We start from the raw sequence: 14,510 nt of genomic DNA on the forward strand, positions 1-14,510 counted from the left end.
CGAACTGACGCGTCACGTCCGTGACGTCGGTATCGTCGACTGAGCGAGGCTCTTCAGTCGGTCGCGATGGGATCGATACGAGAGACGAGATACACCGGCGTGCCGACGCGACCGACTGACGTTCACGGCGGGACCGACTCAGCCCTCGTGGGGCCCGTTATCGTCGATCTGCGTGGCGTACTCGCCGACCAGCCGCGCGTACGCCTCGGCGTTCCGCACGAGCGCCTCAACCGTCGTGTACTCGTCGGCCGCGTGGGCGGTATCCGTCCCGAAGCCGAACTCCACGGTCGGAATCCCGTCGTGACGGAGGTCCTTGGCGTCGCCGCCGCCGGTCGCGCTCCGACGGTACACCCGCCCGTCGACAACGGACGCCGCCGCGGCCGCAGTCGCTTCCACCAGCGGCGAGTCGACGGGCTCGTGGCTCCCGCGACTCCACGAGACGTCGGCGATCGAGACTCCCTCGATACCCCCGAGACAGTCCCGGATCGAGCGGAGCGCGTCGCGGGTCTCGACGGTCGCGGTCAGCCGCACATCGACCTCGGCGCGCGCCGACGCCGGGACGGCGTTGACCGCGCTGCCGCCCTCGATGGTCCCGAGGTTGATCGTCGGGTACCGGAACAGGTCGCGGACGGTCTCCGCGTCGAGCTCTCCCGCGTGGAAGCCGACCGACTCCTCGACGATCGGGGCGATCTCGGGGGCGACTTCCAGCTCGCGCGTCCCGAACTCGCGTTTCAGCCGGTCGACTGCGGCCGTCAGTCGGTCGATCGCGTTGACGCCGAGCATCGGCCGCGAGCCGTGTGCCGCCTCGCCGGTCGCCTCCAGCGTCAGCCAGATCGCGCCTCGGTCGGCGATAGACACCGCGCAACGCCCGTTCCGCGAAGTTGTCTCGCCGATGACGCAGGCGTCCGGCGCGAACTCGATCGACTCCCTGACGCTCGGCAGCCCGGCGTCGCCGTCGGTCTCCTCGTCGCTCACGAACGCGAACCGGAGGTCGACGGGCGGTTCCGCGTCGGTCCCCGCGTACGCGAGCGCGACGTGGACCATCGCGGTGACGGCGCCTTTCATGTCGGTCGCCCCCCGGCCGTAGAGCCGGTCGCCGTCGCGCTCGCCGAGCGGGTCGCGCGACCACTCGGACGCGTCGTACGGGACCGTGTCGAGGTGGCCGACGAAACACAGCGTCCCGTCCGTCTCTCCCGGCAGCGTCGCGACGAGGTTCGGCTTCTCCGGGTCGACCGCAATCTGTTCGACGTCGACGCCGGCGTCGGTCAGCCGCGACGCGATACACGAAGCGACCGCCGCGGTGTGACCCGGCGGGTTCGCGGTGTCGTGACTTATCAGCCTCTCCGCGGTCGAGACGAGTTCCTCTCGGTTCGCGTCGAGGTGCGTCTCGACGGCGTCAGGGAGACGTGACGACGGCATCGGCTCAGGGCACCTCCCCGTCCATCGAGCCCTCGTACCACCGTCCGGTCTCGGCCCCGCACTCGACGCACTCTGCGACGACGGCGTCCCGGCCGTTCTCGTCTCCGTCACCGTCCTCGTCCGAGACGGCGCGCAGGTCCGCGTCCGTCTCGGCGTCGCAGTCCGGACAGTACCGGAGCTTGACTTGGGTCCCGTACTCCAGCGGCGCGCCGATAGCGAGCGCCCGAACGGGCTCGTCGCCGCGGTTCCACCCGCGCTGGAACTCCCCGCGGTCGAACCGCACGATCTCGTTCGCTCCGACATCGACCGGGCCGTCCGCCGTCTCGAACGTCGCGACGCCCGAGACGACGAAAAACGCCTCCTCTTGAACTTCGTGGCTGTGGTACGCGAACGCGAAGCTGTCGCCCGGTTCCAGCTCGTAGTAGTTGACCGCGACGTCGGTCAGCCCTAACGCGTCGGTGAGCGGTCGCATCGTCGCGGCGGGCTGAACCGAGTTCTCGACATTGTCGACGCTGACGCGTTTCATGATCGGTCCTTCGTAGCCGGCCGACTAAACGGGGCGGGACGGACTGCGGGATCGGAGGGCCCCCTGCCGCCGGTCGTCCTCGACCGGTGGAGGTCGGTCACCGCCGACTCCCGCCACGTCCGACGCCCGCGTATTCGACCCCCGTCAGATCGGCGACGTCGCGCTTCCACGTCGTCAGGTCGCGGCGTTCGAAGCCGGCGAGGTCGTCGTGGCCGCACGCCCGGGCCATCACCTTCATGAGCTTGACCGTGGCGGCGAAGTAGTTCGCGAGCCCCTCCGCGGCAGAGTCGATCACGAGTCGACTTCGGAGGTCCTCCCGCTGGCTCGCGATCCCGACCGGGCAGTTGTTCGAGTCGCACGCACGCATCCCGAGACAGCCGATCGCCTGCATCGCGGCGTTCGCGACCGCGACGCCGTCCGCGCCGAGCGCGAGCGCCTTGATGAAGTCCGACTCGGTCCGGAGTCCACCCGTCGCGATCAGCGTCACGTCGGTCGCGTCGCGGGCGTCGAGGTGCCTGCGGGCCCGCGGGATCGCCGCGATCGTCGGCACAGAGATGTTGTTCTTGAACACGTCCGGCGCCGCGCCCGTCCCGCCGCCGCGGCCGTCGAGGATGAGGTAGTCCGCGCCCGCCTCTAACGCGAAGTCGATGTCGTCCTCAACGTGTTGAGCGGAGAGCTTGAACCCGACCGGGATGCCGCCGCCGACCTCGCGGACGCGGTCCGCCATCGCCGCGAAGTCCGCGGGCGTCTCTAAGTCGTCGAACCGCGAGGGGCTGACGGCGTCGGTACCCGGTTCGAGATCGCGCACCTCGGCGATCTTCCCTTGGACCTTCTCGCCCGGCAGGTGGCCGCCGGTCCCCGTCTTCGCGCCCTGGCCGGCCTTGAAGTGGAACGCCTGCACGTCGGCGACCTTCTCGATGTCCCAGCCGAACTTCCCCGTGGCGTACTCGTAGAAGTACCGCGAGTTGACCGCCTGCTCCTCGGGAAGCATTCCCCCCTCGCCGGAGCAGACCCCCGTCCCCGCGGCGTCCGCGCCCTTCGAGATAGCGACCTTCGCCTCCTCGCTGAGCGCGCCGAAGCTCATGTCGCTGACGAACACCGGGATCTCGAGTTCGAGCGGATTCTCCGCGTTCGGGCCGATCACCAGCCCGGAGTTGACGGGGTGGTCGTCGATCAGGGGTGTGCGGTCGAGCTGTGCGGTGAGGATCTGGAGGTCGTCCCAGCTCGGCAGCTCCGCCAGCGGGACGCCCATCGCGGAGACGCTCCCGTGCTCGCCGATCCCCTCGGGTCCCTCGCGGGCGAGCTTCTGGATGTGGTGGGTGTACGGCTCGGTCTCCGCCTCCGGCTCCCCGTAGAACTCGGGGTCGACGGACCCACCGTCAACGTCATCCGCCGCCCCCCGCATCGCGCCGTCGACTGCCTCGCCGGCTTCGGGGTCGCCGTACGACTGTGGGTTCTCCTCGGCCCACGCCGCCACTTCGTCGGCGTCGACGTAGACGGCGTCCTCGCTCTCGTCGACCCACGCCGTGAACGTCGCCAACACCTCCGAGTTGTCGTACTCGCTGACGCCCGTGTCGACCCGGTAGTCCCAGCCGTGAACGCCGCAGATGAGGTCGTCGCCCTCGACGTGGCCGTCTCCGAGGAGCACGCCGCGGTGGAGACACCGGCCGTACAGCACGGACACCTCGCCGTCGTACCGGACCACCACGAGGTCGACGCCCTCGACGCGCGCGTGGGCCGGATCGCGGTCGTCGAGGTCGCTCCAGGCGGCCACCCGGCTCGGGGACCCGACGTCGGCCGGCATCCCAGTCATCGGCCGATCACCCGAGTCCGGATTCCCCGCGCAGCCGGCCGAATCCTCCCGCGATAGGACCGTCGTTCCTCAGTCCTTCCGTTCGTCGACGTACTCACTATTGACACGGTCGAATCGAACGCCCCTGGGATTGTAGACGTTCCGGCGGTCGTGTAACCCGATTTCACACCCGAGGGGGAGATATATCCCGACGCGAGGTACTGACGTTCATGGCATCCACGTACCCGGACCGCCTGTCCATCGACGAGATAGAATCGACGGTCGGCTCGATCAAGACGATGCTGAAGGTCGGCGCCGTCTTCGCGGCGGTCGGCTACCTGCTGGTCGGCGCGGCGCTGTTCTTCGAGCTGACGGAGTTTCACCCGCTGTTAGAGAGCTTCTTCAGCACCTACGCGGACACGAGCCTTGCAGGCGGGAGCGGTGGCACTCGAGACGCCGCCGTCAACGGCGCCTTGACCAGCATCCACAAGTGGCCGTCGACGCTGATGTGGCTCAAGCTCGGCGGCGTCGCGCACGTCCTGGTCGGGATCTTCGTCTCCCTGGCCGCCATCGTCCGCGCCCTGAGCGTCATGCCCCACCGCCTGAGCTACGAGATGGAGCGCGCACAGGAGTAACGCCGAACAGAGATTCAAAGTGATGGCGCTGACCGCTCCCCCCCCCGAGACCGCGCCCCGGAGCGTGTCGTTCGTGAACGATCTCGACCGCGACGAGACGGGTGGCGGAGCGCTCGTTGTCGGCTATTCGATCGTGCTCGTCGCGGTCTATCGAACCCCGGCGAGTGCGTTCGAAACCACAACGGGGAGCCTCGGGGCCGCGCTGTATTTCCTCGTGCTCCCGGCCGCCGGAATCCTCGGGAGAATATACGCGTACCGCGGCGGCCCGTTCGGCGCGGTACCCCTGTTCGTCCTCGGGAGCTACCTCGGCTTCTTCGGGATCGCGTTGAGTTTCGGGGCGCTGCTGTCCGCCGCTCCGGTCGGTATCCCGCTCGTCGGCGGCCTCCTCGGTGTGCTGTGTGCGACCCTGGCACTGGTGACGGGGCTCCTACAAGTGACTAGGTTCCTTCCCTTCAGAGCGCTCCGCGTCGATGCCGACTGAACTATTTTGATGGAGAGGCGTAATGAAGGAGACGCAGTACCGCATGATGACGCCATACTCATATTCTCGATCCGGGGTGACCTCTTCTCGTGAATCTGTGTGATCATCGGTACGGAGACGACGGGGCCGAACGGTCGTGTTCGCGTCCGGTTGTCACGGATCGAGATCGGTGTGTGTTCCACCTCACGCCGGCGGAGCGCCGGACCGCCGACGTCACGTCGGCGACGTTGCGGGCGGCCTTCCTCGCGGACGTCGACGCGGACGACCCCTCCCGGAAGGAGTACGTCGACGTCCACCTAAAGGAGTTGGACCTCTCTCAACTCGTCGTCGACGGAAGCGACGTCGCCCACGTCACGTTCCGCGAGGTGACCATCGACGGGACGCTCGACCTCTCGGAATCGGTGGTCAGCCAGCCCGTGGCCATCGAGGGATGTCACATCGACCGTGTGGACGTGACTGACGCGGTCTTCGAGCGGACGGTCGACGTCAGGGGGACGGAGTTCGGGACGCCCTCCGCGTCGGCGACGTGTCTCCGCGCTCGCCGCGGCTCGTTCGAGCGAACGCTCCGAATCAGCGACACCCGGTTCCACGGGAGCGTGGAGTTCGCCCACTGTAGCGTCCGGGAGTGGCTGAACGTCGATAGCGTCACCGTCGGGGGACGGGCGCACTTCCCGAACGTCTCGTTCGGGACGGCGCAGTTCGTGTCCACGACGTTCCGAGATGACGTCGAGTTCGTCGGTGCTACTGGCGAATACGCGATCTTCGACGATATCGGCGTCGACGAGAGCGTGACGGGAATCGATCTGTCCGAGGGATCGTTCGAACGTCTCCGAGTGTATCCAGCGACCGACCTCGAGTGTCGTCTCAGAGACGCGACTATCTCGGCGGGCGATCTCGACCAACCCGACACGGGCGTTGCGACGTACGACCTCACGGACGCAACTGTCGGTGACGTCGACCTCGAGTGTGAACCGGACACGTTCGACCGGTACCGATTCTACCGAACGCGATTCGACGGCTTCCACTTCGCGGCCTATCGTGACCTGTTGCGATCGAACCGCTGGCGGATCCACGAGTATCTCGGCGACTCTGACGAGTCCGAGAGCGTCGAAGGGCTCGAACACACGTATCTGGAGGCCAAGCAGGGCGCGTCGGATGCCGGCGACAGCGAGACGGCGTCGATGTTCTTCGTCCGGGAGCTGCGATATCGGCGGCGCCGCTACGCCGCCCACGCCGGATCGACGGACCACTCGCTGACACACCGTCTCCATGCAGCGGTGCGCTGGATGACGAACGGCTTTCTCGATGCGGTCGCCGGATACGGCGAGCGACCGGGCCGGACCGCCGCGCTGGCGCTGGCCGTCATGGTCGGCAGCGCGTTCGTCTATCCGGCGTCGGGCGGCCTCTCCACCGGAGGCGAAATCGTGAACTACGGCAGTCACGGAGCCGACGCCGTGTTGAACGGTCTCTACTTCAGCGTCGTGACGTTCGCGACGCTCGGTCTCGGGGACGTGTACCCGGTCAGCGACGTCGGCCGGTTCGTCGCCGCGTCGGAAGGGCTTGCGGGCGCGTTTCTGACCGCCGTCTTCGTCTTCTCGCTGGCCCGGCGCGTGACCCGTTGATCCGTTGCCTCGCAGTGTGGACCGGGAGCGTAACGAAACCGATGCTTACGGTCCCATCTTGCTGCGAAGGGCCGTTATCCCACCCCGTCAGCGAGCTTGCTCGCGTCCGGGTGACGGCGCAGGAGTATCATCGAGATCGTTCCCAAGAGGGGTCCAACGACCAGCGGCGCGAAGGCCCACCGCCAGCCCACGATCTCGGCCACGGCCGGCGTCAGCTGGATCGATCCGATCGTCAGTAGAAACCCCAACGCCGTCTGTAGCGTGAGCGCTGACCCGACGTAATTCGGGTCTGCCAGTTCGGTGACTGCCGCGGAGAACTGTGCCGAATCAGCGACGATGACGAACCCCCACAACAGGACGAACGGTGTGACCAGCCATACGGGAGCACCGAAAACGATCCCGGCGAGTACGGTCGCCGAGCCGCTAATGACCATGCTCGTGGCAGTGACCGTCGTCCGTCCCCACCGGTCGGCTGCTGAGCCGACGAGCCACGCGCCGACGCCGCCGATAGCGATCGTTCCGAAGGTTAGTGCTGACGCGAGTTCTTCCGGGTTGCTCATCCCTCGATGGGCGAAACTGGCCGTCAGGTAGACTGGGATCCACGTCCAGACGGCGTACAGTTCCCACATGTGCCCGAAGTACCCGCCGTTGGCGAGGGCAACACCCCGGTCACGCAGGATGCGCCCGACTGCTCGCGGGTCGAACGGGGCCGGCTCGGACTGATAGGGCCCCTCCCTGTACAGCAGTGAGAGGGCGGCACCGACCAGCGCGATGACCATTGCCCCGTCCAGGACGAGTCGAGGGTTGCCGACGCCCCCCACGACACGTAGCAGGTGTGGGGTAGCCGATCCGACCGTCAATGCACCGACGAGAACGCCGATGGAGAGTCCGCGTCCCGCGTCGAACCAGCCGGCCATCATCTTCATTCCGGTTGGATACACGCCAGCGAGCGCAACCCCCGTCACGAACCGCAAGACGATCGCCGGGAGCGCGCTACTGACGAACGCCGCGATGGCCCCGGTTGCAGCCGCACCGAGAACGGTCGATCCGGCGAACACGTACCGAGGCTGATAGGTATCTGATATCGTCAGAGTGGCAGACAGCAACGCACCGACGACGAAGCCCAGTTGGACGGCGTTCGTCAGCCACGCCTGTTCCGCTTCCGAAAGCTCCCACAGCTGTGCCAGTTCCGGCGAGACGGCCGACGCACTGAACCAGAGTGTCATCGCGAACAGTTCGGCAACGCCGACTAACACGAGCATTCGCCACCGATCGTCGGTCGGTTGCTCCGTCATCGTGTCACTCTCCGCTCGCGTCACCGATCCCCAGTCGGGTCAGCACTCCCGGCAGCAGTAGTCCCTGAACCACGATACTGAGGATAGCCACGCCGAACACCATCACCTGTAGCTCCTCTCGGAACGGGAACTGTGCGGGGAGCGACAGCGCCAGCGCGACGGGGACGACGGTGTGGAGGCCGCCCCAGACCATGACGTGCTGGCAATACGCGGGGACCGGTCGTTCACCGGCGAGGTTGGTGACCGAAACCAGCGGATAGATAGTCACCGCACGGGCGAGGAAGACCAGTACTGCGGCCGCGATCACCAGTTCGGCGTATTCGAAAAACGCCCCGATCCGAACCTCGGCGCCGATGAGGAGGTACAGGATCGTCGAGACGAGAAACGCCGCCATCGTCCAGATCTCCTGGACGTGGGCCACGTTCGTACTCATCTTGTGATGCGTTTCCTCGTGTGCGCCCATCAACAGCCCGGCGCCGGCGACGGCGAGGATCCCGCTCAGGCCGAGCGCGTGTTCGGCGAGCAGAAAGCTCCCGTACGCCACGAGGACCGTGAGCAGCAGGACGCTCATCTCGTCTTCGAGGCGCCGCATCACGACGTGTGCGAGGTAGCCGATAACTCCGCCCAGCACGAGACCCCCGCCCCCGACGAGTGCGATGTCACCCGCGATAGCGAGCAGTCCGTTCGGCGTCCCGAGCGACGCCGTCGATCCGGACGACTCGTGGGCGGCCATGAGCGTCGAGAAGATCACGACCGCGACGCCGTCGGTCATGAGGCTCTCCCCCTCGATCGTGATCGCGAGCCGCTCGTCGACGTCCAGTCCCTCGAAGATGGACAGGACCGCGGCGGGATCGGTCGGGAGGATGATCGCGGCGAAGACCAGCGCCACGATCAGGGGGAAATCGAACGCGACCGTTCCGACGGCTCCGAGGAGGACGACCGATAGCGGTAAGCCGACCCCCGTGAGAACCGCGATCAGGCCGACGTTCCGCCACAGCTGACGGACGTTGAGGGTCGTCGTCCCGTGGAAGATGATGGTCGGTAGGAACACCAGCAGAATCAGATCGCTCGTCAGGTCGAGACCGAAGGAGAGCCCGAGCGCCGAGACGGCGACACCGATAGCCACGAGGACGCTCGCGAACGCGAGGCGATCCCGGTTTCGAACGAGGAGCCGAACGACCAGCGCCAGGGCGAACACTCCAAGGAGACTCGTCAACAGTGCGGTGAGATCTGTCATTTGTTATCGAGACGCCGTGAGAGTAGTGTAGTATAGTGGCGTTCGTCGTCGCGTTGCGATCGGAGCGACTCAGATGGGGTCGGCGTCGGTGCTGATCTCGACGAGCGCCGGGCCGTCGTGGGCGATGGCCGCTTCGAGTTCGTCGTCGAGGTCTGCGGCGTCGTCGACGTAGGCCCCGTACCCGCCGCAGTTCTCCGCGAACTCGGCGAACGCCGGATTCACGAGATCGGTCTGCCAGACGTCCCACCCGCCGGTGCGCTGCTCCTTGCTGATCTTCCCGAGCTCGTCGTCGTTCAACAGGACGTGCGTGAGGTCCATGTCGTACTTGACGGCGGTCGTGAACTCGCTCATGTACTGCCCGAAGCCGCCGTCGCTGGACACCGAGACGACCGGACGGCCGGCGAACCGCGACTCGGACTCCTGCGTGGCGGCCCACGCGCCGAGCGCCGCCGGGAACGCGAACCCGATCGAGCCGAGGTACCCCGACATCAGCACCGACTGATGCTCCGGCTCGAAGTACCGGCCGAACGCGTAGGTGTTGTTCCCCACGTCGACCGGGATGATCGCGTCGTCGGGGACAAGTCGGCTCATCGCCTCGAACACGGTCGCGTAGTTGACACCGCGCTCGGGCGTCCCCGCACGCCGGGTCGCCTTCTCGTCGCGCCAGATCTCCCACCGGTCGGCGAGTTCTTCGCGCTGGCTCTCGGCGGCGACGTCGGTGCCGTCGAGCCGATCGTTCAGTTCATCGACGGTGACCCCGATCTCGCCCCACACCGGCACGTCGACGCTGTGGTGTTTCCCCAGCGTCATCGCGTCGAAGTCGACGTGGATGATCGGCTTGTACTCCGCGATACCGGTGTGGTTCGAGAAGCTCGCGCCGAACACCGCGAGCAGGTCCGACTCGTTCATGAAGTGGCTCGCGATGGGCGTGCCCGATCGGCCGAGGACGCCCCCCGCGAGCGGGTGGGAATCGGGGATCTGACCTTTGGCCTTGAACGTCGTCAGGACCGGGCAGTCCAAGCGCTCGGCCAGCTCGACGATGGGATCCATGTGGAAGCGGGCGCCGTGGCCGACGACGATGACCGGTCGTTCCGCCTCCGCCAGCAGCTCCTCGGCGTCGTCTACCGCGTCCGCGGGCGGACTGATGTCTCGGTCGGTAATACGACCCTCCGGGTCGCCCGGCTCGACGCCCTCGGCGGACTGGGTCTGTATCTCGTCGGGGAAGACCAGATGGGAGACGCCGCGTTCGAGGACGGCGGTCTTCGCAGCCCGCGTGGCGAGCTCGGCGGAATCCGAGTCGTGCAGCACCGTCGCCTCGAACGCGGCGACGTCGCCGTAGGCAGCCTCGAGGTCGACCTCCTGGAAGTTGCCCGTCCCGAGTACCTGCGACTCGACCTGCCCGGTGAGCGCGATCGTCGGCGAGCGGTCGACGTTGGCGTCCCAAAGCCCGGTGAGCATGTTCGTCGCCCCCGGGCCGGCGATGGAGAAGCAGGCCGCCGGCCGGCCGGTAAGCTTTCCGTACGCCGACGCCGCGAAGGCGGCTGCGCCCTCGTGACGGACGCCGTAATAAGTGAGGTTCCCCGTCTCGGCCTCGCGGCGCAGCGCGTCGGCTAGCCCGAGGTTCGAGTGCCCGACGATCCCCCAGACCTGACGGACGCCCCAGTTGACCAGCGTCTCGGCAATGACATCGGATACCGTTCGCTCGTGGGGCTCCTCTTCGGGAAACCCGACGTAGATCCCGTCCTCGCGTTCCTCGACCGGGAATGTCTCCACGGAGTCGTCGTGCGATCCGGGAGTCTCGCCGGTCAGCGGGTCGAAGTCCCACCCGTGCCAAGGGCAGCGGAGGCAGCCGGTCTCGATCGACCCCTCGCCGAGGGGGCCACCCTGGTGTGGACAACTGTTATCGAGCGCGGCGTACTCTCCGTCGTAATGCGTCACCGCGACGGTGGTGTCGCCGCAGCTCACCGCTTTGACCCGGCCCTCGGGTAACTCGTCTGCCGAGAGCGCTCTATACCACGTGATCCCCTCCATCGATGGACCGGAGGAGGTGTCCGTTCCCATGGAAATCGACTTACGGGGAGCGGATTTAATTACACGGCACGTATGCGCGCTCGTCGTATACTCCCGCTGTTTTTATATACGGGCAATCCTGCCGATCGCGCTCGCTCGATCAGGAGACGCTACGGGACGACAATCAGGTGGCCGGTCGCGGCCTTGACGACGAGCAGATAGAACGCCGTCCCGAACGCGGCACTGGTGACGACGACGCCGTCAGGATCCCGGCGAGGAAGCGCGTGACGGACGACGGGAATGTCGGTCAGCTCCGGCCGCGTCAGGATGCGGTTCATCGCGATCCCGAATAGGCCCACGATGAGCGGACCGACGACGATACTGTTCACCAGTCGGAATAGCCAGCGGGTAGTGTCATCCCCGAGCGCGGCCGTCGCGACGGGACCGAGAACAGTCGCCGGATTCGGAAGCCACGGCGCTATCTCACCGTAGCTCGCGTAGAGGAACACGACACCACCGAGCACGAGCGCGAGAAACTTGACGTGGTTCCGACGAGTGATCGGCAGCAGTCTGGGAGCGAGAAACACGCCGACGAGGAAGACCGCGTTCATCCCGACCCACGGTCCGATATTCTGTATCGCGAGCGGAAGCCCCGTCGTCAGTATCCCCACGCTGAACCAGTCGAGACTCATCAATCGGGTGTTCGGACACGACCCCGAGAGAACCTGCTTCCGATGTACGGGGTGGATAAGGTGTACGACGATCCGCGCGAGGAGGAACGTCGGCACGACCAAGAGATACGCGAGCAGGCGTACCTGAAGGCCTGCCGGCGTTGCGACCGCACCGATGGCGATCGCAGTCGAAAAGTCGAGAATGCCGTTCACGAACCAGAACGCGAGCAGTGACGGCGCGAACAGACAGCCGTTGAGTATCGCCGTCATGTGGCCCGTCGAGTAAGAGAACTCCTGTGAGAGGAGATCCCGGAGCGCTGCTCGAACGCCATTTCCGATTTTGAAAAGGCGTGTTCGTAGGGTGTGTATTCGGTATCGACTCACTTGTCGCGAAACGACTCCCAGAACAGTTCGGGGAGTTCCTGATCCGGGTTCTCGTCGAGATAGTCCTGTTTGGTCACGTTTGCGTCCTCGATGAGGGCGGCAGCCTCGCCCGCCCAGACGTAGAAGCCGATCAGCGTCTCGCGTCGCATCCGTTCGAGGTCGACCGAGTGATAGACGTTGACCACACCGCCCTCTTCGCGGTTCAGTTCGGAGCGCCGTAGCAGTCCCATATCGACGAGCGTATTGAGGTATCGCGTGATCGTGCTCCGATCGTAGCCGAGCGACTCGGCGACCTCGTTCGCTGACAGGGGACCTTCACCGATGACGCACAGACAGATATCGAGCCCCGCCTTCGGCAGCCCGAAGGCCTGAAGCAGTACCTGCTTGACGTCCGGCGGTTTGACGCTCATCTCCACGTCGGTCACGCGCTCCATCGGCTTATCGTGACAGGACATCGGTGGTTCGTCCCGCCCCAGCGCGAGGACGACGTTATCACACTCGGGGCATTCGAAGAGATCGTAGCGGCTGGACATCGGATCGTACTGTACTTCATCGGGCTGTGCTTCCTCGGACTGACTCGCCTCGTGGTCTGCCATTAGTTATTCATCTCCGTTTGAGTGCCAATTACGTGGAGTGCGGTTAAACATCATCCCTCTCAGTACTCTCGCTGTGGCGTAGAGGCGTCGACAATCACTGCCTCGTCGGTATCGAGTTCGAGGAGTTGCTCGCCGGTGATCGTCACTCTCACGCGCCCACCGGTCTCGCTTCGAGCTAGCTCGCAGGCTTCTAATCCGTTCAAGTGTGATTCGACGGTGGACGCCTCGATCCCGAGAGCTGCTGTAAGTGCTTCGATAGACGTCGTTTCTTTCCGCTCTGCGTCGCTTGTGGCGGCCAGTTGCTGTAGAACGGCCCGTCTCGTGACGTTCATCTCACGCGGCCTATTCCTCCACCGTATTACTGATGTCGAGCGTATAGGCTTCGAGGACGTCTCGACCGAGCAGGACAGGATAGGTCATCTCCGTCCGATCGGTGATACTGGCCGTGACGGTCCGCCATCGCCCGTTCAGGCACAGATCCACGTCGACCAACGGGCGGGTTTCCGTCTCGCTTCCCGTCCCCGACCGAACCTGTGTCGTTCCGACGAGCGGCCCGGCACCGATTCGACCGGCGAGGTCCGTGTCGATACTGGTGCGTTCGGCCCCGGTATCGGACTTCGCGACCGCCTCTTCCGCTCCGTCACGGCCGTTGATCCGTATCCGAGAGGTGTAACCGAGCACGCCGTCGTCGCCGCCCCTCTGCACGAGCGGCGGTTTGCAATCCGGCACCGAATCGTCTAATGTCGATTCCAATTCGACGATCTGCGACTGATCAACGCCACCGCCAACTCGCTCGATAGCCAGGCGAGCGATATGCGGGGCCGCAGAGACCCCGGTCGCCGAGAACAGGCCTTTGAATCCTGCCGTCGCGTTGACCTCGAGAATGAACCACTCGCCGTCGACGGGCATCAGATCGACCCCGGCCAGATCCAACCCCAGAACGTCCGTTGCCTCTTTCGCTATCTGACGAGGCCGTACACCGAGTTCGTTCGTGATTCCTTCGACCTCACCGCCGAGGGCGACGTTGGTTCGCCAGTCCCCTGCGGGAGCGTGGCGTCGCATCGCGCCGACGATTTCCCCACCGACCACATAGACACGCACGTCTGAGGGCCGATTGTCACTGTCTTCTAAAAATTCCTGGACGAACGACTGTTCGTCGTCGATCTTGGGACCGATCGGGTCCGTCGGCGAGACGACCGACATCTGCTGGCCGTTCGTCCCGATCGTGTGCTTGTGTGCGGCGTTGGCAGGAAGGTACTCGGGCCACTCCTCGAAGGTTCGCGGAGACCGTCCGAAGTAGGCGTCCGGAACCGGGAGGCCGGCCGCCGCGAGCTTCGCCCCCGCTCGATACTTGTGTAGCGTGTCCGTCACGGCCTGCGAAGCGTTGACGACGGGTGTCGTCTCCTCGTAGAGCGCGGCCAGTTGGAGGTCTTCGAGTTGGTGATCGCTTTTTGTGAACAGCATCCGATTCACGAGGACGTCGACGCGCGGCGAGAAGTGGACCGTCCCGTCCTCGATCCACGAAGTGACGTTCTCGTTCCGGATCCAGACGGGCTCGTGTCCCAGCGCCCGAACGGCGTTGAGGATCGCCTTCGTCTCCTTGCTGTTGTGCGTGCTCAAGACGCCGACGCGAATTGCCCCGCTGGCGGTCTGTGACTCGTCGGCGCTCACGGATCGACCCGCTTCAGTCGTGTTTTTTCGGCCGGGTGAATCTGAGGAGGCAGTCATATGTGATGCTCACGTCTCTATTGGAAACGTCGGTCATTACGGGTTCTGGGAGCGTGTAACACGATTACACGCCCTCTGTAGGTTTACCCCGAACGGGGTCGCTATCTTCGTGAT

13 protein-coding genes are annotated in these 14,510 nt (G+C 65.7%); 3 read left to right on the forward strand and 10 right to left on the reverse strand.

Annotated elements, in window-relative coordinates; translation table 11 throughout:
- Window positions 1–138 precede the first annotated feature (138 nt).
- The 3 genes from C472_RS14380 to C472_RS14390 all read right to left on the reverse strand — a co-directional run bounded on the left by C472_RS14380 (window position 139) and on the right by C472_RS14390 (window position 3,758).
- Window positions 139–1,419, reverse strand: coding sequence for a M20 family metallopeptidase (locus tag C472_RS14380; protein ID WP_006630577.1), 1,281 nt, complete (start codon window positions 1,417–1,419; stop codon window positions 139–141).
- Window positions 1,420–1,423: 4 nt separating this feature from the next.
- Window positions 1,424–1,945: a cupin domain-containing protein gene (locus C472_RS14385; protein WP_006630578.1), complete on the reverse strand. Its 522-nt coding sequence runs from the start codon at window positions 1,943–1,945 to the stop codon at window positions 1,424–1,426.
- A 97-nt stretch (window positions 1,946–2,042) separates the two neighbouring features.
- Window positions 2,043–3,758 (reverse strand): glutamate synthase-related protein, encoded by a 1,716-nt coding sequence (locus C472_RS14390; RefSeq protein WP_206536585.1) that lies wholly within the window; start codon window positions 3,756–3,758, stop codon window positions 2,043–2,045.
- Window positions 3,759–3,967: 209 nt separating this feature from the next.
- Between C472_RS14390 and C472_RS14395 the strand changes: the two genes are divergently transcribed.
- The 3 genes from C472_RS14395 to C472_RS14405 all read left to right on the forward strand — a co-directional run bounded on the left by C472_RS14395 (window position 3,968) and on the right by C472_RS14405 (window position 6,475).
- Window positions 3,968–4,372: a hypothetical protein gene (locus C472_RS14395; RefSeq protein WP_006630580.1), complete on the forward strand. Its 405-nt coding sequence runs from the start codon at window positions 3,968–3,970 to the stop codon at window positions 4,370–4,372.
- Window positions 4,373–4,445: 73 nt separating this feature from the next.
- Entirely contained in the window at window positions 4,446–4,853 is a 408-nt protein-coding gene (locus tag C472_RS14400; RefSeq protein ID WP_152420656.1) for a hypothetical protein, read from the forward strand.
- Between the two features lie 173 nt (window positions 4,854–5,026).
- Entirely contained in the window at window positions 5,027–6,475 is a 1,449-nt protein-coding gene (locus tag C472_RS14405; protein ID WP_006630582.1) for a potassium channel family protein, read from the forward strand.
- Between the two features lie 74 nt (window positions 6,476–6,549).
- On the opposite strand, the gene C472_RS14410 is transcribed toward C472_RS14405, so the two are convergent.
- The 7 genes from C472_RS14410 to C472_RS14440 all read right to left on the reverse strand — a co-directional run bounded on the left by C472_RS14410 (window position 6,550) and on the right by C472_RS14440 (window position 14,339).
- Complete coding sequence (locus C472_RS14410; RefSeq protein ID WP_049906765.1) at window positions 6,550–7,770, reverse strand: MFS transporter; 1,221 nt, start codon at window positions 7,768–7,770, stop codon at window positions 6,550–6,552.
- 4 nt (window positions 7,771–7,774) lie between these two features.
- Complete coding sequence (locus C472_RS14415) at window positions 7,775–9,007, reverse strand: cation:proton antiporter (protein ID WP_049906712.1); 1,233 nt, start codon at window positions 9,005–9,007, stop codon at window positions 7,775–7,777.
- A gap of 69 nt (window positions 9,008–9,076) precedes the next feature.
- Entirely contained in the window at window positions 9,077–11,068 is a 1,992-nt protein-coding gene (locus tag C472_RS14420; protein ID WP_206536586.1) for a thiamine pyrophosphate-binding protein, read from the reverse strand.
- 119 nt (window positions 11,069–11,187) lie between these two features.
- Window positions 11,188–11,958, reverse strand: coding sequence for a hypothetical protein (locus C472_RS14425; RefSeq protein WP_006630586.1), 771 nt, complete (start codon window positions 11,956–11,958; stop codon window positions 11,188–11,190).
- 110 nt (window positions 11,959–12,068) lie between these two features.
- Window positions 12,069–12,668 (reverse strand): helix-turn-helix domain-containing protein, encoded by a 600-nt coding sequence (locus C472_RS14430; RefSeq protein WP_049906713.1) that lies wholly within the window; start codon window positions 12,666–12,668, stop codon window positions 12,069–12,071.
- Window positions 12,669–12,727: 59 nt separating this feature from the next.
- On the reverse strand, window positions 12,728–13,000 hold the full coding sequence (locus C472_RS14435; RefSeq protein WP_049906715.1) for a hypothetical protein: 273 nt from the start codon (window positions 12,998–13,000) through the stop codon (window positions 12,728–12,730).
- Window positions 13,001–13,010: 10 nt separating this feature from the next.
- Window positions 13,011–14,339, reverse strand: a complete 1,329-nt coding sequence (locus tag C472_RS14440) for a putative ATP-dependent zinc protease (protein WP_006630588.1) — start codon at window positions 14,337–14,339, stop codon at window positions 13,011–13,013.
- Between the last annotated feature and the right edge of the window lie 171 nt (window positions 14,340–14,510).

It is taken from the genome of Halorubrum tebenquichense DSM 14210 (genome assembly GCF_000337415.1).
Classification (GTDB): domain Archaea; phylum Halobacteriota; class Halobacteria; order Halobacteriales; family Haloferacaceae; genus Halorubrum; species Halorubrum tebenquichense.